At 51.8% G+C, this 18,560-nt stretch carries 16 protein-coding genes; 9 read left to right on the forward strand and 7 right to left on the reverse strand.

Annotated elements, in window-relative coordinates:
* Window positions 1-26: 26 nt before the first annotated feature.
* Window positions 27-956 (reverse strand): sugar kinase, encoded by a 930-nt coding sequence (locus J4650_RS14960; RefSeq protein ID WP_023993725.1) that lies wholly within the window; start codon window positions 954-956, stop codon window positions 27-29.
* A 229-nt stretch (window positions 957-1,185) separates the two neighbouring features.
* Between J4650_RS14960 and pdeH the strand changes: the two genes are divergently transcribed.
* Together pdeH and J4650_RS14970 are read left to right on the forward strand one after the other, a co-directional pair.
* On the forward strand, window positions 1,186-1,953 hold the full coding sequence (pdeH, locus tag J4650_RS14965; RefSeq protein ID WP_000595626.1) for a cyclic-guanylate-specific phosphodiesterase: 768 nt from the start codon (window positions 1,186-1,188) through the stop codon (window positions 1,951-1,953).
* 109 nt (window positions 1,954-2,062) lie between these two features.
* Window positions 2,063-4,123, forward strand: coding sequence for an AsmA family protein (locus J4650_RS14970; RefSeq protein ID WP_000158685.1), 2,061 nt, complete (start codon window positions 2,063-2,065; stop codon window positions 4,121-4,123).
* Between the two features lie 39 nt (window positions 4,124-4,162).
* Here the strand turns inward: J4650_RS14970 and J4650_RS14975 are convergent, their stop codons facing one another.
* The 4 genes from J4650_RS14975 to J4650_RS14990 all read right to left on the reverse strand — a co-directional run bounded on the left by J4650_RS14975 (window position 4,163) and on the right by J4650_RS14990 (window position 8,097).
* Complete coding sequence (locus J4650_RS14975; protein WP_001148981.1) at window positions 4,163-5,485, reverse strand: MFS transporter; 1,323 nt, start codon at window positions 5,483-5,485, stop codon at window positions 4,163-4,165.
* A 350-nt stretch (window positions 5,486-5,835) separates the two neighbouring features.
* On the reverse strand, window positions 5,836-6,864 hold the full coding sequence (yhjD, locus tag J4650_RS14980; protein ID WP_000191231.1) for an inner membrane protein YhjD: 1,029 nt from the start codon (window positions 6,862-6,864) through the stop codon (window positions 5,836-5,838).
* 72 nt (window positions 6,865-6,936) lie between these two features.
* A complete protein-coding gene (locus tag J4650_RS14985; protein ID WP_000358042.1) occupies window positions 6,937-7,836 on the reverse strand; it encodes a LysR family transcriptional regulator in 900 nt (299 codons plus the stop codon).
* Window positions 7,837-7,926: 90 nt separating this feature from the next.
* Window positions 7,927-8,097, reverse strand: coding sequence for a hypothetical protein (locus J4650_RS14990; protein WP_153246886.1), 171 nt, complete (start codon window positions 8,095-8,097; stop codon window positions 7,927-7,929).
* 368 nt (window positions 8,098-8,465) lie between these two features.
* Between J4650_RS14990 and J4650_RS14995 the strand changes: the two genes are divergently transcribed.
* On the forward strand, window positions 8,466-9,068 hold the full coding sequence (locus J4650_RS14995) for a response regulator transcription factor (protein WP_001196081.1): 603 nt from the start codon (window positions 8,466-8,468) through the stop codon (window positions 9,066-9,068).
* A gap of 5 nt (window positions 9,069-9,073) precedes the next feature.
* On the opposite strand, the gene J4650_RS15000 is transcribed toward J4650_RS14995, so the two are convergent.
* On the reverse strand, window positions 9,074-9,430 hold the full coding sequence (locus tag J4650_RS15000) for a lysozyme (protein WP_001120249.1): 357 nt from the start codon (window positions 9,428-9,430) through the stop codon (window positions 9,074-9,076).
* 280 nt (window positions 9,431-9,710) lie between these two features.
* Here J4650_RS15000 and J4650_RS15005 point away from each other — a divergent pair, with 280 nt between their 5' ends.
* Complete coding sequence (locus J4650_RS15005; RefSeq protein WP_023993726.1) at window positions 9,711-11,300, forward strand: STY4199 family HEPN domain-containing protein; 1,590 nt, start codon at window positions 9,711-9,713, stop codon at window positions 11,298-11,300.
* Window positions 11,301-11,312: 12 nt separating this feature from the next.
* On the opposite strand, the gene J4650_RS15010 is transcribed toward J4650_RS15005, so the two are convergent.
* Window positions 11,313-12,962, reverse strand: a complete 1,650-nt coding sequence (locus tag J4650_RS15010) for an alpha,alpha-trehalase (RefSeq protein WP_000934257.1) — start codon at window positions 12,960-12,962, stop codon at window positions 11,313-11,315.
* 325 nt (window positions 12,963-13,287) lie between these two features.
* Between J4650_RS15010 and J4650_RS15015 the strand changes: the two genes are divergently transcribed.
* From J4650_RS15015 to fraE, 5 genes are all read left to right on the forward strand, one after another.
* Window positions 13,288-14,007 (forward strand): GntR family transcriptional regulator, encoded by a 720-nt coding sequence (locus J4650_RS15015; RefSeq protein WP_000572571.1) that lies wholly within the window; start codon window positions 13,288-13,290, stop codon window positions 14,005-14,007.
* 175 nt (window positions 14,008-14,182) lie between these two features.
* Window positions 14,183-15,160, forward strand: coding sequence for a 6-phosphofructose-aspartate deglycase (gene fraB, locus J4650_RS15020; protein WP_010989080.1), 978 nt, complete (start codon window positions 14,183-14,185; stop codon window positions 15,158-15,160).
* Between the two features lie 63 nt (window positions 15,161-15,223).
* Complete coding sequence (gene fraD, locus J4650_RS15025) at window positions 15,224-16,069, forward strand: fructose-aspartate kinase (protein ID WP_000028439.1); 846 nt, start codon at window positions 15,224-15,226, stop codon at window positions 16,067-16,069.
* Window positions 16,070-16,122: 53 nt separating this feature from the next.
* Entirely contained in the window at window positions 16,123-17,442 is a 1,320-nt protein-coding gene (locus J4650_RS15030; RefSeq protein ID WP_000498932.1) for an anaerobic C4-dicarboxylate transporter family protein, read from the forward strand.
* Between the two features lie 58 nt (window positions 17,443-17,500).
* A complete protein-coding gene (fraE, locus tag J4650_RS15035; protein ID WP_000702752.1) occupies window positions 17,501-18,544 on the forward strand; it encodes a fructose-asparagine asparaginase in 1,044 nt (347 codons plus the stop codon).
* The last annotated feature ends 16 nt before the right edge of the window (window positions 18,545-18,560 follow it).

The raw sequence follows: 18,560 nt of genomic DNA on the forward strand, positions 1-18,560 counted from the left end.
AGCGCCACCGGGCAAGAGCAAATGACTTACTGCGGCATCGCGTCGTGCGGAATAATGGCCCCACGGTACTGAATCACCGTGCTGGCCGTCAGGTGTCCGCGCCTCGCGGCATCCGTCGCGCTGCCGCCCGTTAAACGAACGGCCAGATAACCGGCGCTGAAGGAGTCGCCTGCGGCAGTGGTGTCTATCACTTTCTCTTTCGGCAGTTTGACTGCCGGAACGTCAATGAGCGCCTCGCCCTGAATCGAGACCAGGCAAGAGTCCGCCCCGCGTTTTACCACCACTTCCTGCACGCCTGCCGCATGGGTGCGGGCAATGACCTCTTCCACCGGTTGCTTACCCCATAGCGCGTCTTCATCGTCCAGTGTCAGGAAGGCGATATCAGTACAGTCCAGCATCTTTTGATAGACCTGCTGCGTTTCTTCGCGACTTGTCCATAAACGCGGGCGATAGTTATTATCAAAAATGACTTTCCCGCCGTTGGCCCGACATTCACGCAATAAAGACAGCAGCTTATCACGGCTGGTCGGGCTTAAAATCGCGAGGCTAATGCCGCTCAGGTAGAGATAATCGAAGGTCGCCAGCGCCTTGCAGATAGCCGCTGACTGTTCGCTCTCCAGCCAGAATTTCGCTGCCGCTTCGTTACGCCAGTAGTAGAAGGTACGCTCGCCAGTATCATCGGTTTCGATGTAATAGAGGCCTGGCAGGCGATTTTCCATCCGCTGCGTTAGCGAGGTATCCACATTTTCATTCTGCCACGCCTCCAGCATCTGTTGGCTGAAACTGTCGGTACCCAGCGCCGTCACATAGTGAACGGCCAGAGCGGCAGAATCGACCTGACGGGCAATATAAACGGAGGTATTCAGCGTGTCGCCGCCGAAGCCGCGCTGAACATCAGCGCCTTTCTGCGACAGCTCAATCATGCATTCGCCAATCACGGCAATCTTTTTAGACATAGTCGTGAACCTGATCTGTAAAAATTAGCGTTAGTGTGCGCTGTGGATGTTTAGTGGTCAATAATATTAAAACATCGGTCCATTATTTTTTTGAGCAAGTGCGTATTTTTGACAAGTTTCGTGGTCTGTTTTTTATTTTGCCAGGGACCGAGGGTAAAGTTCTCTGCCTGAACGCCGATAACCTTTGACGAGTCCGGACAGTCACACTCCCATTAACAGGACAACTGAGATGATAAAGCAGGTTATCCAGCAGCTACGCGTTCCTGATGCAGGTATAGAGAATTTGCAGGAACGGCGCTATTGGCTGCAATGCGAGCGTGCCTATACTTACCAGCCGATATACCAGACGGATGGCCGTCTGATGGCGGTTGAACTTCTCACTGTCGTCACTCATCCTGATAACCCTTCCAGACGTATTGCCCCGGATCGTTATTTCGCGGAGTTAGCGGTTCGACACCGCATTGACGTAGTGAAAGAACAACTTCATCAGCTTGAACAAAAAGCGGATTTTTTCACTCGCCATCACTTATTGGCATCAGTCAATGTCGACGGCCCTACGCTGATTGCCATGCGACGACAGCCGGACATTCTGGCAGCGATGGAGCGCTTACCCTGGCTGCGTTTCGAACTGGTGGAACATATTCGTTTGCCGAAAGACTCCTCTTTCGCCTCGATGTGTGAGTTCGGCCCGCTGTGGCTGGATGATTTTGGTACTGGTATGGCCAATTTTTCAGCGCTGAGCGAAGTGCGTTATGACTACATTAAAGTGGCGCGCGAGCTGTTCGTCATGCTGCGTCAGTCCCCGGAGGGACGCAACCTGTTCACTCTGCTGCTGCAACTGATGAACCGCTACTGCCGCGGCGTTATTGTCGAGGGCGTGGAGACGCTGGAAGAGTGGCGTGATGTGCAGCGTTCGCCCGCCTTTGCCGCCCAGGGCTATTTTCTTTCTCGACCCGTGCCGCTGATATCGCTCGAAGAGGTGATTCTGACCCTGTAACGCCAGACTGTTCCCGTAATACGTGGTATTACGAGGCGCGGTCATCCTCCTTTTTCGTCTGGCTGAACTATCTTTAGGACAGGCAAGGGAAGAAGTGAGGAAATAACACATGACTAAAGCAGGCAAAATAACCGCCGCCATCACAGGGACTTTCTTGTTGTTGATCGCCATAGTGATTTTGTTGATCGCAACATTTGACTGGAACCGCCTCAAACCGACCATCAACCAGAAAGTCTCTACCGAATTGAACCGGCCTTTCGCTATTCGCGGCGATTTAGGCGTGGTGTGGGAACGCCAAAAACAGGAGACCGGCTGGCGAAGCTGGGTACCGTGGCCGCATGTTCACGCGGAAGACGTCATTCTCGGCAATCCGCCGGATATTCCGGAAGTTACGATGGTGCATCTGCCACGCGTTGAGGCGACGCTTGCCCCGCTGGCGCTCCTGACCAAAACCGTCTGGCTGCCGTGGATCAAACTGGTGAAACCCGACGCGCGTCTTATTCGTCTGTCCGAGAAAACCAATAACTGGACCTTTAACCTCACGCAAGACAAGAATACGGACCCCAATGCTAAACCTTCCGCCTGGTCCTTCCGGCTGGATAATATTCTCTTCGACCAGGGGCGAATCGCGATCGATGATAAGGTCAGTAAAGCGGATATCACTATTCTGGTCGATCCGTTAGGCAAACCGTTGCCGTTCAGCGAAGTGACGGGAACGAAAGGCAAAGCAGACAAATCCACCGTGGGCGACTATGTCTTCGGCCTGAAGGCGCAGGGGCGTTATAACGGGGAACCGTTGACCGGTACGGGGAAAATAGGCGGTATGCTGGCGCTACGCAGCGAAAGTACGCCTTTTCCTGTGCAGGCCGATTTCCGCTCTGGTAATACGCGGGTGGCTTTTAGCGGCGTGGTGAACGAACCGATGAAAATGGGCGGCGTCGATCTGCGGCTTAAATTCTCTGGCGATTCACTGGGCGATTTATATGATTTAACCGGCGTGCTGCTGCCGGATACGCCGCCGTTTGAGACCGATGGGCGATTGGTGGCGAAAATTGACGCCGAAAAGTCATCAGTATTTGATTATCGCGGTTTTAACGGGCGCATTGGCGACAGTGATATCCACGGCTCCCTCACTTATACCACCGGTAAACCGCGCCCTAAACTGGAAGGCGATGTCGAATCGCGCCAGTTACGCCTGGCCGATCTTGGGCCGCTGATTGGCGTGGATTCCGGGAAAGACGCTGAGCAGTCGAAACGGTCTGAACAGCGCAAAGGCGAGAAGAATGTTCAGCCGGCGGATAAAGTGTTGCCTTACGATCGCTTTGAAACCGACAAATGGGACGTTATGGACGCCGATGTCCGGTTTAAAGGCCGACGTATTGAACATGGCGGCAGTCTACCGATTAGCGATCTTTCGACCCATATCATCCTGAAAAACGCCGACTTACGTCTACAGCCGCTGAAGTTTGGTCTGGCAGGCGGCAGTATTGTCTCCAACATCCATCTGGAAGGGGATAAAAAGCCAATGCAGGGGCGGGCGGATATACAGGCGCGTCGGCTGAAGCTTAAAGAACTGATGCCGGATGTGGAGCTGATGCAGAAAACGCTGGGCGAGCTGAACGGCGATGCGGATATTCGCGGGACGGGCAACTCGGTCGCCGCGCTGCTTGGCAACAGTAACGGCAATCTCAAATTATTGATGAATGATGGATTGATTAGCCGCAACCTGATGGAAATCGTGGGGCTGAACGTCGGCAACTATATTGTCGGGCAGATTTTTGGCGATGACGAAGTGCGGGTTAACTGCGCGGCGGCGAATCTCAATATTGCGAACGGCGTGGCGCGACCGCAAATTTTTGCTTTTGATACAGAAAATGCGTTGATTAACGTGACCGGTACGGCGAGCTTCGCCTCTGAACAGCTCGATTTAACCATTGATCCGGAAAGTAAGGGGATTCGTATTATTACGCTGCGATCGCCGCTGTACGTGCGCGGGACATTTAAAAATCCGCAGGCGGGCGTCAAGCCCGGCCCGCTGATTGCGCGCGGCGCGGTTGCGGCAGCGCTGGCGACGTTGGTAACGCCCGCCGCCGCGCTATTGGCGCTCATTTCGCCCTCTGAAGGCGAAGCCAATCAGTGCCGGACGATTTTAACGCAGATGAAGCAGTAACGTGAAACGTAGCGCCGGATGATGCCATCCGGCGCCCTATTACAACGCCTGATGACGCGTCTCATGGGTTAACAGCAGTGCAATCAGCGTCAGCGCCGCCATTGACGCCAGGTAAACCCCTACCGCCGCCAGCCCGTAGTGGCTTTGCAGCCATGCGGCAATATACGGCGCGACGGAAGCGCCCAGAATCGATGACACATTGTAGGAAAACGATGCGCCGGTATAGCGCACTTCCGTCGGAAATAGCTCCGGCAGCAGCGCTCCCATTGGGCCGAAGGTCAGCCCCATCAGGCTCAGGCCTAACAACAGGAACACGAAGACCAGCGCTGGATTGCCTGAACCCAGCAGCGGGGTAAAGGCGAACAACGCGAAGAGAATGATGAGCGTGGTAATGATGACCATGCTTTTCCGACGGCCAAATGCGTCCGCCAGCAGGCCGGCGACGGGCACCATCACGCCGAAACCAATCACCGCCATCATCAGCATCCACAGTATTTCATTGCGCGGCAAGCCAAGCCCCACCGGCGCGGCGGCAGTGCTGTAAGTCATGGAATAGACGGTCATGATATAGAACAGCGTGTAGGTCGCCAGCATAATAAACGTGCCGAGAATGGTTACGCGGACATGCTTCGTCAGCAACGTGCCCAGCGGTATTTTTACCTGTTTTTTCGCTGCGGCGACTTTCGCAAACACCGGCGTTTCATGCAGCGACACGCGCACATACAGGCCGATAATCACCAGCACCGCCGAGAAGATAAACGGCACGCGCCAGCCCCAGCTCATAAACTGCTCGTCGGTCAGCAGCCAGGAGAGCAACAGGAAGGTGCCATTGGCAAAAAAGAAGCCGATCGGCGCGCCCAACTGCGGGAAGGAGCCATACAGCGCGCGTTTGCGCGGCGGCGCATTCTCCGTCGCTAATAACGCCGCGCCGCCCCATTCGCCGCCCAGCCCCAGTCCCTGACCGAAACGCGCCAGCGCCAGCAGCAGCGGCGCGAAAATACCTATCGTCGCGTAGCCCGGTAACAGACCGATAATGACCGTGGAGATCCCCATCGTCAGCAGCGAAGCCACCAGCGTGACTTTGCGGCCTACCCGGTCGCCGAAGTGGCCGAATAGCGCAGAGCCAATCGGACGCGCCACAAACGCGATAGCGAAGGTGGCGAGCGATTGTAGCGTTGCCGCAGTGGGATCGCCCTGGGGGAAGAAGATAAGGGGGAACACGATCACCGCTGCGGTGGCGTAAATATAGAAGTCGAAGAACTCAATCGCGGTGCCGATAAGCGAGGCAATAACGACTTTATTGCGTGAGTTTACCGGAACATGTTCCTGTTCATGGTCGAGTGTTGTGGCGGTTGCTTGCATACTATTTTCTTATTTTTAGCGAACGAATAGCCATATTACGCACAGCAAAAGTTATATTTCAATGTGTAACAAAAGCCAAAAATGGTCAAAAAAAGCGCAAAAAGGGGATAATGTTTAAGCCAGCCATTTTGCGTCTATGAAATGCTTCACATAATTTTAGAATTAGTGGATAAAACTGGTTTCTGGTTAAATAAAAGTTAATTACTGGATTTATATGCTGAAACAATGAGATGAGGCGGAAGGACGTGCCTGATTGTACCGCCGGGTACGCTTTACATACCCGGCCTGGGTCCACACAGCAGTAGGCCGAATGACGACGCCGTGCGTGCCATTCGGCAGCAAGCCGCAGACTAGCGTTGCGTTTTACCCGGCATTCGCGGGTCGTCCTTATATTCGGCGGTGGCTATCCAGGCCGCGCAGAATAACGTCAGGCGGGCAAAAAAGTAGAAGAAGGCCATCAGACCGAGTACGGAGCCAAACGCCGCGCCGGAAGGCGATTTCACCAGTGACGGCAGCGTATAAGTCATAATGATTTTAATCACCTCAAAACCGATAGCGGCGATAAATGTCCCGCGAATCAACGCTTTTTTACGGGGACGATGGCGAGGCAGTCGCCAGAAAATCCAGAAAAAAAGTAGATAGTTGGCAAAAATAGAGATGGCCAGACCGATCAAATGCCAGGCCGGTTTTAACCATTCGATGCTGTCGAGATACAAGGCGGAGATGATCATCTGCTGGGCGGAACCGGCGATGGAAGTAATGGACAGCGTAATGATTAAAGCGATTAATAATCCAATCAGCGAGATAAAATCGCGCAGATATTTGAGCCAGATTTTCTCCTGATCCTGCGGCTTGCGCTCCCAGACGTCCCGTGACTGGGCGCGAATCGCTTCCCGCAGGTTGCCCATCCAGTTAACGCCGGAATAGAGCGCGATACCCAGTCCGACCAGCCCTACCGTGGTACGCTGTTGAACCGCCGTATTAATCGTATTTTTAAGCGTGGACGCCAGCGTAGGATCGCTCACATTCATCAATATCTTGCTGAAAATATCTTCCAGTAGATTAGGGTGCGAGGCGAGGATAAAACCTGCCGCGGCAAAGGACACCATCATTATCGGGATCATCGACAGAAACGAAAAGTAGGTGATAGCCGCGCCAAACTGATTACCCAGTCGATCGTTAAAACGTTCGGTCGCGCGAATGAGGTGGGCCACCATCGGTTGACGCTGAATTTTTTGCATCAGGGTGGTGACGGAATGCAACGCCTGATTTGCCTTTTCGTTTTTTTCCGGGGCGTCATGCGGCTGCGTTTCTATTTTTTGTATCGGGTCGTGCTCCAGTTCCTGAATAGGGCGTTTTACGTCATTTTCCTGCGTCATCAGGTCGGTAGTCCTTCATCATTAATAGAATATGTCAGTATAGCTTCTCCCCGGTGGATGCTGAAAATGCGGCTACTCTGCGGCCTCTTTAATGGTTTCAGTCAGCCATACCATAAACAGGTGTACCCGGCGGGAAAGATTACGGCGATGGGGATAATGCAGCGTCACCGGCAGTGGAGCGGCGCGATATTGCGGTAAAATTTCAATGAGCGTTCCGGCGCGTAACGCCTCCCGTACAGCAATGCGCGGCGTCTGAATGATCCCTAATCCTGCCAGACAGGCCGTATGCCAGGTCTCCGTACTGTTTACCGTTAGCATTCCGCCGGTTTTTACCCACTGCATACCGTGGGGCGTTTCGAAGGCAAAACCCGGTGAAGAGACTCCCGGGGTCAATGAATAATGCACCATCGCATGTGAGGCGAGGTCGTCAAGGTTTTCTGGATACCCAAAGCGCGCCAGGTATTGTGGGCTGGCGCAGTTCACCCTTCTCAGTTTGCCAAGCGGGCGCGTCAGTATCCCCGGCGCATGTAGCGGCTCTGTACGCACCACACAGTCGAAATCTTCCCGTAGTAAATCGACCTGTCGATCGCTACTACAAAGTTCCAGCGCAATGCCGGGATACTGATGCAAAAAAGTGGGCAGGCGCGGCATGATAAGGCTGTTTGCGAGACATGGCGGTATATCTACCCGTATTTTGCCGCTGATACTGGCGGGATCAGGCTGGAAAAGACCCTCCAGTTCATCCAGGTTACTCAACAGATCTTTTGCCCGTTCGTAGTAAACCATTCCGTCCTGAGTAAGCTGTACCCGCCGGGTGGTGCGGTGGAGCAGGCGGATGCCCAGTTGATGTTCTAACGCTTGTATTTGCCGTGAGACGCTGCCTTTGGGAAGGCCGATATCCTCTGCTGCACGGGAAAAACTTTCCCGTTCCGCCACGCGTACAAACAATTTCATTGCATATATTTTATCCATCATCAGGCTCTATTATTGTTCTTATTGAAACAGTGACGCTGAAGCGGCTGGTTTTATTGATTTTCTAGCATCTAATAAGCCCTTTCGCAATCATTGCTCGCGTGACGAATACGTCTGATTGCGTTGCGCGGCGGATTTATCGCCTTCCGGCCAGGCTTTTAGCGCCAAAAAGCCGATAAACGGGACGAGGGCGGTAAAACACGCCGATAACAGCGGGTGTAGTGGGGCAGAGAAATGCATGTACATACACGGTATTGTCATTGACCCATCGTCGCGGTTTTCAGGCGGATTGGCTATTTTTTAACAAAATGTGCTACTTTATTTTTTGTAACACATCAGGCGAAAAGCAGATATTTCCTTTGTGACGCGCCAGGCGTACTCTTCATTAAATTAATATTCAAATTAGCCTTGGCTTTTCGCGCTAATAAGATATTCCTTACTTTAAAAGGCTAATTTTAGCGAATTCTGTAATCCCGATGTTGAAGCTGTAAATATTCATAACCTTTCCCTTCCTCAACCAATGACTATCGGTAAAATGGCCTATACCAAATGGCGACTTCTTATTTTACCCTACGGGTAATACCCTTCCTCATCTTGAGACTATTATCTTACCCAGGTGGAGAAAAGTAATGCAGGTAATCATGTTTGACAGGCAGTCAATATTTATTCATGGAATGAAAATCAGTTTGCAGCAGCACATTCCAGGAATAAGTATCCAGAGTGTCGGTCAGGCAGAAGAACTCTGGCAAAAAATAGAAAGCGCGCCGGATGCGCTGGTCATGCTGGATAGCGGCCTGGATGCTGAATTTTGCCGCGAGGTGTTACAAAGAATCGCGCAGCAATTTCCGGAGGTGAAGATTATTATCACGGCGATGGATGGCAGTCAAAAGTGGCTGCATGAAGTCATGCAATTTAACGTTCAGGCCGTGGTGCCACGCGATTCTGATGCCGAAACCTTTGTCCTTGCGCTCAATGCTGTCGCTCGCGGGATGATGTTTTTACCGGGGGATTGGTTAAATTCAACGGAGCTGGAGTCCCGTGATATAAAAGCGTTAAGCGCCCGCCAGCGGGAAATTTTACAGATGCTTGCCGCAGGAGAATCAAATAAACAAATTGGGCGGGCGTTAAATATTAGTACCGGGACGGTTAAAGCGCATCTGGAGTCGCTTTACCGGCGGCTGGATGTAAAAAATCGTACCCAGGCCGCCATGATGTTAAATGAATCGAATTAGCGACGTTAAATTCGCAGCCCGCTTATTTCTGGCTGTGAAATATCACCCGTATTGATTAATGATAAAAAACGCTGATGTCCGATGCTGAACATCAGCGCAATAAGCGTTTCGCGTTGAAACCGATCGTTAAGTTCCGGCAAACAATTCTGTAGCAGTATATCGCAGCTATTGAGGTCATCCAGCAAGAATGCCTCCGCCTGGTCGGGCGTAATGAACGTCAGCGTCTCATCCGGCGTCAACATATGCCCGTAACCAATCACCCAGTTACCCTGCCGATCGCGATACTTTTCCAGCGACAGACCCTGCCACTGTTTAATAAACGCGATGCAGGCGGAGCTAAAGCGAGATGAAATGTGCGGCATGGCATCTTTCTCATAAAAAGCGCGATTATAAAGTGTGCTGCACGCGTGGCTAGTGGTCAGACGGCCAAACGCAGGCAGGGAAAAGGTCTATGCCGTTCAGCGTCACGCCGCGTTGGCAGAATGAAAAACTGATGTTTTTGGTTAGTAACCGATCTTCTTATAAATTTGCAATCATTAAGATTAAGTCACTGAAATGTGGCTGAATCTGTTATATCTATGAAAAAACATAATTAAAAGAAAACGAAGATCTCGTCGCGGGATCGTCTTTTTAGGGAAGATAATGACGAATAGCGCTTCGCAGGCGACACGCGCGCCTTTTGAACATAGCCTGGGGATTATCCGCCAGGCATCAATAGAAATCCTGCTGCTGCTGGGTATTCATACCACCGAGGGAAAAGAGCCCCGGTGGTTCATGGAACAACTTGAGCAGGCGCGTCTTAACCTGGGCGGTTGGGGCGCGGTGGCGAAAAAATTGCGGATAAATGACGCGCAGTTGAGCCAGTTTATGCTGCAACTGCGTCACCTTCAGCAGCATGTTCCCCAGTATGACAGCGGGCAAGAGGTGAGCGAAAATCAACTCCTTGCCGCGTTGCGTTTTGTCACCTCGCTGGAGCATCTACGTCAGCAGCAGCCGCTACTGACCTATCAAACTGAGCTGGAAGAACCCGACCAGGAGGCGCATCTTGAGGCGCAGCGTCAGCTTCGGGCGATAGAACTGACGTTAAAAGCGCTTATTGCGCGCGCATGGCCGGATCGGGCGTCTCTGAATCACTACCTCAAGCAACATTTTGGCCCGGACCGTTTGCGCCAGTGGTTAAAACAGGGAGAAGATCAACATGCGCTGGAGGGCATGTTGTTTAGCGAACTGGCGCTTATGGTGGTCGATAAAAAATTGTTTGCCCGACATTACGTCAGAATTTTTAATGACGCCTCAGCGTTAACGCTGTTCGCCGAGTCGCGCACCACTCTGCGTATGTTTCTGGATGATTGCCGCCTCGCGCGAAACAAGGTTATCGCCAGGCAGCCGCTCACCTCAGCGCAGCTTATGCTGCTAAACGTTCAGTATCAGCAAATCGTTCGGCCCATCCAGCGCGCCTATGCCGAAAAACGTACCCGCGTGAATCCCGCTTCGTTTCTGCTGGCGGATGAACGTGAATTGCGCCAGTTCTGGGAAACCGCGCGGCTTAAAGATCGGCAGGCCGGGGGAGATAAGCATGAGATTAGCGAGAGCATAGAACCACCGCGTAAGCGGCCTCCGCGTACGCCTGAAGAGCGTGAGCAACTTATTTCCGGCGCTTTGTGGGGCGGGGTTGGCGTCATGACGCTGGCGATACTGGCGGGCGCGTTCTGGCTATTTAGTTCGTCGTCGCCAGGCTCCGATAACGGGCAAGCTCCCGCAATGGCGCAGGATGAACCGCCGCGCGAGGCGCCTTCCGCGCGGGAAACGCTCAATCATATGGGGATTACCTGGGATGCGTTTACCATGCGGGCGGCGATAGAGCGCAATGATACGCGGGTGACGGCGCTGTTCCTCCAGGGTGGAATGAACTGGCAGCTCGCGTGGACGGAGCAAGCGTTTGCGGCAGGACATACCGAGGTGCTGCAACTGTTGTTGCGTTATCCCGCGCTGATGGATGAGGTCAAACCCTGCCGACGATTTATCACAACGTTAAGTCATGACATGTCGAGCGGCGCGCCGCTGACCGCGATGCATAAAACCTATTTGCAAACGTTTTGCACCGTTCCGGCTGTTGTGACGCGCCAGCAGTACGATACGGAGCAGGCCCGGCTGCGCGCTCAGGCCCGGCCCAGCGCAGACAATAAAAAATGGCTGAAAATTCAGTCAGCCATTTATGATGCGATTCACTGAGCCCGGAGCAGGTTAAGGCTCTCCGTAAAGGCCAATCAGGCGGCGCACCACGCCATTGGTCCAGCCGAACCCATCCTGTAGCGGATACTCGCCCCCGCCGCCTTCGCGGGGCGTACCGCCGGAAATATGGTATTTCTCGATCAGTTTATGGTGCTCCTGATAAAAATGGTTCACTGTTTTTAACCAGTTATGGGCGATTTCATCGCCCAGCATATCGTCGCCATACCGTTTGAAGCCCTGAATCGCCATCCATTGCAGCGGTGCCCAGCCGTTCGGTTTATCCCACTGTTCGCCGGTTTCGTATTCGGTCGCCATAATCCCGCCGGGCGTTAACAGACGGCTGCGTACCACATTTGCCAGACGGTCGGCCTGCTCGTGGTTCGCCATACCGACATACAGCGGCACGATACTGGCGGCGGAAAAGAGCGCCATTTCTTCGCGTCGCCAGTCATAGTCCCGATAACAGCCGTTTTCATCATCCCACAGATAATGGTTCACGGCGGCGCGTCGATCGCTGGCTTTCTGGCGAAATAGTGCCTCGGTGTCACGTTCGCCTTTCAGTGCTGAAATATTGGCGATAGCGCTCTCCAGTTTATACAGAAAAGCGTTCAAATCGATAGGGATAAACTGGGTCGTACGTATGCTGGCAAGCCGGCCCGCATCGCGTAGCCAGCGTGAAGAATAGTCCCAGCCGGACGCCGCCCCGGCGCGCAAATCCCGGTAGACTTCATTGGGCGGACGACCGGAGTGTTTTGCGGTTTCGACATCTTCCAGCCAGGACTCGTCGCGCGGCGTGTCGCGATCGTCCCAGTAGCGGTTCAGCAGGGAACCGTCCGGCATCCGCACAACGTGGCGATAAGCCTGGTTGAGCGCCAGCGATTCGGCGCCGTCCATCCAGAAGGCGTATTCCATTTTGAGATGGTCGAGATAACGCCGCGCGCCGCGTACGCCATCTTCTTCGAACAGTTCAACCATCAGGGCGAAAACCGGCGGCTGCGAGCGGCTCAGATAATAGGTCCGGTTGCCGTTGGGAATATGGCCATAGTTTTCAATCATCCAGGCGAAATTATCCGCCATACATTTAAGTAAGTCTTCGCGCCCGCTTTCCGCCAGACCCAGCATGGTAAAATAAGAGTCCCAATAATAGGTTTCGCTAAAACGGCCTCCCGGCACGATATAGGATTGCGGCAGCGCCAGCAGCGAAGACCACGGAATATGATCCTGCGGTTCGCGCGTCAGTATCGGCCAAAGCTGGTCAATATGTTCTTTGAGCGAGTTTTCGGGGTTAGAGACATACTCGCTGGATAAGGTTTCCGGTAGCCAGAAATGGTTCTCGACGAAGCGGCGTAAGTCAAAATCACGGTGGCGTCTGACCTTACGATAGCGGATCAGGATATCAAGCGGGTCCATCTTCGGCGCGCAGTCCGGGAACGTTTTACTGTCTGGAAACAGTTTTGTTGACTGTACATGCTCGAACAGTTCGAGATACCGATCGGCAGGGGTCAGGGCGTCAGAGGCGGGAAGCCCCTCGATCATCTCCGGCTCCGGTTCCGCCTCGATCATTTCATCCAGCTTTAACTCGCACGGGTCTGTTTCATAAAGCAGATCGACATCAATAGTCAGATCTTCAGAAGGCGTGGGGTTTAATTTCTGGTTGAGCATAATGACAAGGACCTCCGGCTTGCGTCGTAAAAGATACGGGTGTTGCCCGGCTGTCTATTAAGCGTAGACATTCGCTTCGATACCTGAGTGGCAAAGTGTGCGATAGATCACATTTTGCAATTTGTCTCTCAAGAAAAATACTTCATAACTTACTGAATAGTATTGCGAAAATCCTATTTTCATGACGCCCGCCCCAGACCTAAAATCAGAACATTCGTTTCATAGCGGTATCACTACGTCACCGCATGGCGTGGATTCACAAGCAAAGGTAACGTAAATAGTTATAATACAAGCTATGGCACCATGATAATACAAATGGATACAAATGATCGAGCAACCCGACAGTAAAAGCGCCAAACCGCTTTATAAGCAGCTTGAAGATGCCTTAAAAGAGGCCATTGCGCGTGGAGAGTATAAACCAGGCCAGCAGATCCCGACGGAAAATGAACTGAGCGTGCGCTGGCAGGTGAGCAGGGTCACGGTCCGTAAGGCGCTGGATGCGCTGACGCGTGAAAATTTGCTGACCCGTGTCTCCGGCAAAGGCACCTTTGTCTCTAGTGAGAAATTTCAGCGTAGCATGATCGGCATCATGAGTTTCAGCGAGTTATGCCAGTCCCAGGGACGTCGCCCGGGGTCACGCACTATCAAATCCGTTTTTGAATCGGTAGACAATGAGACAAAAGCGTTACTGAATATGAACGATGGCGAAAAAGCGGTCGTCATTGAACGTATCCGCTATGCCGACGATGTGGCGGTATCGCTGGAAACCGTACATCTTCCCCCACGTTTTGCGTTTTTGCTGGACGAAGATCTTAATAATCACTCTTTGTATGAATGCTTACGCGAGAAACACCACTTATGGTTTACCCACTCCCGTAAGATGATCGAACTGGTTTATGCCAGCTTTGAAGTCGCCCATTATCTTGGCGTCAACGAGGGTTATCCGCTGATCCTGATAAAAAGTGAAATGATTGATAACAAAGGAGAACTCTCCTGCGTTTCGCAACAGTTGATTGTCGGCGATAAAATACGGTTTACCGTATGATGTCAGCATTACGCTAACGAAGAGCAGGCTGAATCGGGATCCAGATCGCGGATCCCGATTTTTTTTGGTTTCCATCTTGATCAAATGTCTTTAAATGTCATATAAAAATAATAATACATTATGAGTCATTTATGGCGAATCCTCGCCTGTATCATTGATGGAACCAGAGGAAAGCATGATGGGTATGAAAGAGACAGTTAGCAATATTGTGACCAGCCAGGCAGAGAAAGGAGGCGTTAAACACGTCTATTACGTGGCGTGCGGCGGTTCTTATGCGGCGTTCTATCCGGCGAAAGCATTTTTAGAAAAAGAAGCGAAAGCGTTGACTGTCGGTCTGTATAACAGCGGAGAATTTATTAACAACCCGCCGGTAGCGCTGGGAGAAAATGCCGTTGTGGTTGTCGCCTCCCACAAAGGTAATACGCCAGAGACAATTAAAGCGGCTGAAATCGCCCGTCAGCACGGCGCGCCGGTCATTGGTTTAACCTGGATAATGGATTCACCGTTGGTGGCGCATTGCGACTATGTGGAAACGTACACGTTTGGCGACGGTAAAGATATTGCCGGAGAGAAAACGATGAAAGGCTTGCTGAGTGCGGTCGAACTGCTCCAGCAGACGGAAGGGTATGCGCACTACGACGATTTTCAGGATGGAGTCAGCAAAATCAACCGTATCGTCTGGCGCGCTTGCGAGCAGGTTGCGGAGCGTGCGCAGGCGTTCGCGCAGGAATATAAAGACGATAAAGTCATTTACACCGTCGCCAGCGGCGCGGGCTATGGCGCAGCCTACCTGCAGAGCATCTGTATCTTTATGGAAATGCAATGGATACATTCCGCCTGTATTCATAGCGGTGAGTTTTTCCACGGGCCCTTTGAAATTACCGATGCGAATACGCCTTTCTTCTTCCAGTTTTCCGAGGGCAATACGCGGGCGGTGGATGAACGCGCGTTAAACTTCCTGAAAAAATATGGTCGCCGGATTGAAGTTGTCGATGCGAAAGAACTGGGGCTATCGACCATTAAAACCACGGTTATTGATTACTTTAACCACTCTCTCTTTAATAACGTTTATCCCGTTTACAATCGGGCGTTAGCTGAGGCGCGTCAGCATCCGTTAACGACGCGCCGCTATATGTGGAAAGTGGAATATTAATTACATCAGGATGGATAAAAAAGCAGGGACGCTTTTTATTGTAAAGACAAACAAGGAATAATGATGAGCATCAGCGTATTGGGTATTGGCGACAACGTTGTCGATAAATACCTGCATTCCGGCATCATGTACCCCGGCGGTAATGCATTAAATTTTGCTGTCTATGCGAAATTAGCAGGCATCCCCAGCGCGTTTATGGGGGCGTTTGGCAATGACGACGCCGCGCAGCACGTACAGGATGTATTACACCAGCTACAGATAGACATCTCTCACAGCCGCCATTATACCGGCGAAAATGGGTATGCCTGTATCCGTCTCACGCATGGCGATCGGCAATTTGTCGCCAGCAACAAAAACGGCGTATTGCGGGAACATCCTTTTAGCCTGTCTGACGATGATCTTCGCTATATATCACAATTTACCTTAGTCCATTCCAGTATTAACGGCCACCTGGAATCGGAACTGGAGAAAATTAAACAACAAACCGTCTTACTCTCTTTTGATTTTTCCGGGCGCGGTACAGACGACTATTTTAAAAAGGTATGCCCGTGGGTAGATTATGGATTTATCTCCTGTAGCGGGTTATCGCCAGATGAAATCAAAATAAAACTCAATAAACTTTATCGTTATGGCTGTCGGCATATTATTGCCACCTGCGGGCATGAAAAAGTTTATTATTTTTCCGGCGCGGATTATCTGGAGTGGCAACCTGCTTATATCGAACCTGTCGATACGCTGGGCGCAGGCGACGCCTTCTTAACCGGTTTTTTGCTTTCCATTTTGCAATCGGGTATGGCGGAACCCGATAAAGAAAGCGTGCTACGCGCCATGCGGCAGGGCGGGAAATCGGCGGCGCAGGTGTTATCTCATTACGGCGCATTTGGTTTTGGTAAACCGTTTGCACAATAGGTTACGTCCCTCAATGTAAAGCGACACTCACTCCAGATAACCCAGGAGGAAGTATGTTTTGGACGGAATTATGTTTTATCCTTGTGGCCCTGATGATAGGCGCCAGGATCGGCGGCGTATTTTTAGGGATGGTCGGCGGGTTAGGCGTCGGCGTGATGGTTTTTATTTTTGGCTTGACGCCTTCTACGCCACCGATTGATGTTATTCTGATTATTCTTTCTGTTGTCCTGGCGGCCGCTTCTTTACAGGCCTCCGGCGGGCTGGATTTACTGGTCAAACTGGCGGAAAAAATTCTGCGTCGCCACCCTCGTTACATTACGTTATTAGCGCCGTTTATCTGTTATATCTTCACTTTTATGTCAGGAACGGGGCATGTCGTTTATAGCTTGTTACCGGTTATTTCTGAGGTCGCACGGGATTCAGGTATTCGACCGGAACGTCCTTTATCTATTTCCGTTATCGCATCGCAACAGGCGATCACCGCCAGCCCTATATCTGCCGCCATGGCGGCGATGATTGGTTTAATGGCGCCGTTGGGCGTCTCTATTTCAACCATAATGATGATTTGCGTGCCCGCCACGTTGATCGGCGTAGCGATGGGGGCAATAGCGACGTTTAATAAAGGAAAAGAGTTAAAAGACGATCCGGAATATCAACGTCGGCTTGCTGAAGGGTTAATTAAGCCTGCGCAGAAAGAAAGTAAAAATACGGTGGTCACTTTGCGCGCCAAATTGTCGGTGGCGTTATTTCTGACCAGCGCGATCGTTATCGTTCTGTTAGGACTGATTCCGGCGCTGCGGCCCATGGTGGAGACAGCGAAAGGGCTACAACCGCTTTCGATGTCCGCCGCTATCCAGATTACGATGCTCTCTTTTGCCTGCCTGATTGTGTTGTTATGCCGGCCGCAGGTCGATCAGATTATCAGCGGTACGGTATTTCGGGCGGGCGCGCTGGCGATTGTCTGCGCCTTCGGCCTGGCCTGGATGAGTGAGACGTTCGTGAATGGTCATATCGCGTTGATTAAGGCAGAAGTGCAAACTCTATTGCAACAGCATACCTGGCTTATCGCCATTATGATGTTTTTCGTGTCCGCTATGGTCAGCAGCCAGGCGGCAACGACGTTAATTCTGTTGCCGCTGGGGCTGGCGTTAGGGTTGCCCGCTTATGCGTTAATCGGCTCCTGGCCTGCCGTTAACGGCTATTTCTTTATTCCGGTGGCGGGGCAGTGTCTGGCGGCGCTGGCGTTTGACGACACCGGTACGACGCGTATCGGCAAATATGTGCTTAACCATAGTTTTATGCGTCCGGGATTAGTTAACGTGATTGTCTCGGTCATTGTCGGGCTGTTAATAGGAAAAATGATTCTGGCCTGATTGTTATTAAATTTTTTATAGCACACGTCACTTATTATTTTTAATTCAGAGGAAGAAAATGAAAATCAGAGTTTTCATGGCCACCGTGTTGCTGCTCATCAGCCACTGTGTATTTAGCACAACGTCACTACCGCATATTGTTATTCTCGCGACAGGCGGTACTATCGCCGGGACGGCAGCCAATAATACGCAAACCGCCGGATATAAATCTGGTGAACTTGGCGTGCAAACATTAATAAATGCCGTGCCGGAAATGAATAATATCGCTCGCGTTGACGGCGAGCAGGTGGCGAATATTGGTAGCGAAAATATGACCAGCGATATCATCCTGAAACTTTCACAGAAGGTGAATGCGTTATTGGCGCGGGACGATGTTGACGGTGTGGTCATTACTCATGGCACTGACACGCTCGATGAAACCGCCTACTTTCTTAATTTGACCGTGAAAAGCGACAAACCGGTGGTGTTTACCGCTGCAATGCGGCCCGCGTCGGCAATCAGCGCCGATGGCGCAATGAACCTGCTGGAAGCGGTCACGGTGGCTGCTGACCCGAATGCGAAGGGACGCGGTGTAATGGTCGTTTTAAACGATCGTATTGGTTCGGCGCGCTTTGTAACGAAAACCAATGCCACGACTCTGGATACCTTTAAAGCGCCGGAAGAGGGCTATCTGGGGGTCATCGTTAATGGTAAGCCACAGTTCGAAACGCGGGTGGAAAAAATTCATACCCTGCGATCTGTTTTTGACGTACGTAATATCAAAAAATTACCCAATGTGGTGATTATTTACGGCTATCAGGACGACCCGGAATATATGTATGATGCGGCGATCGCCCATCACGCGGACGGTATTATTTATGCCGGAACCGGCGCAGGTTCGGTCTCGGTACGCAGCGACGCGGGGATTAAAAAAGCGGAGAAAGCCGGGATTATCGTGGTGCGCGCTTCCCGCACCGGAAACGGCGTCGTACCGTTGGATAAAGGGCAGCCAGGGCTGGTGTCTGACTCGCTCAACCCGGCGAAGGCGCGAGTCTTGCTGATGACGGCATTAACTCAGACGCGTAATCCGGAACTGATCCAGAGTTATTTCAGTACGTATTAATCATGCAGGCTTGTGC

It is taken from the genome of Salmonella sp. 32120201201600049SM, from assembly GCF_017572835.1.
GTDB classification, from domain to species: Bacteria; Pseudomonadota; Gammaproteobacteria; order Enterobacterales; family Enterobacteriaceae; genus Salmonella; species Salmonella enterica.

Bases quoted from the DNA above. Each gene is read 5' to 3' on its own strand.
- fraE (WP_000702752.1), top strand. From the start codon at position 17,501: ATGAAAATCAGAGTTTTCATGGCCACCGTGTTGCTGCTCATCAGCCAC.
- J4650_RS15030 (WP_000498932.1), top strand. From the start codon at position 16,123: ATGTTTTGGACGGAATTATGTTTTATCCTTGTGGCCCTGATGATAGGC.
- J4650_RS15000 (WP_001120249.1), bottom strand. From the start codon at position 9,430: ATGCCGCACATTTCATCTCGCTTTAGCTCCGCCTGCATCGCGTTTATT.
- fraD (WP_000028439.1), top strand. From the start codon at position 15,224: ATGAGCATCAGCGTATTGGGTATTGGCGACAACGTTGTCGATAAATAC.
- J4650_RS15015 (WP_000572571.1), top strand. From the start codon at position 13,288: ATGATCGAGCAACCCGACAGTAAAAGCGCCAAACCGCTTTATAAGCAG.
- J4650_RS14995 (WP_001196081.1), top strand. From the start codon at position 8,466: ATGCAGGTAATCATGTTTGACAGGCAGTCAATATTTATTCATGGAATG.
- fraB (WP_010989080.1), top strand. From the start codon at position 14,183: ATGATGGGTATGAAAGAGACAGTTAGCAATATTGTGACCAGCCAGGCA.
- J4650_RS14985 (WP_000358042.1), bottom strand. From the start codon at position 7,836: ATGGATAAAATATATGCAATGAAATTGTTTGTACGCGTGGCGGAACGG.
- pdeH (WP_000595626.1), top strand. From the start codon at position 1,186: ATGATAAAGCAGGTTATCCAGCAGCTACGCGTTCCTGATGCAGGTATA.
- J4650_RS14990 (WP_153246886.1), bottom strand. From the start codon at position 8,097: ATGACAATACCGTGTATGTACATGCATTTCTCTGCCCCACTACACCCG.
- yhjD (WP_000191231.1), bottom strand. From the start codon at position 6,864: ATGACGCAGGAAAATGACGTAAAACGCCCTATTCAGGAACTGGAGCAC.
- J4650_RS14960 (WP_023993725.1), bottom strand. From the start codon at position 956: ATGTCTAAAAAGATTGCCGTGATTGGCGAATGCATGATTGAGCTGTCG.
- J4650_RS15005 (WP_023993726.1), top strand. From the start codon at position 9,711: ATGACGAATAGCGCTTCGCAGGCGACACGCGCGCCTTTTGAACATAGC.
- J4650_RS15010 (WP_000934257.1), bottom strand. From the start codon at position 12,962: ATGCTCAACCAGAAATTAAACCCCACGCCTTCTGAAGATCTGACTATT.
- J4650_RS14970 (WP_000158685.1), top strand. From the start codon at position 2,063: ATGACTAAAGCAGGCAAAATAACCGCCGCCATCACAGGGACTTTCTTG.
- J4650_RS14975 (WP_001148981.1), bottom strand. From the start codon at position 5,485: ATGCAAGCAACCGCCACAACACTCGACCATGAACAGGAACATGTTCCG.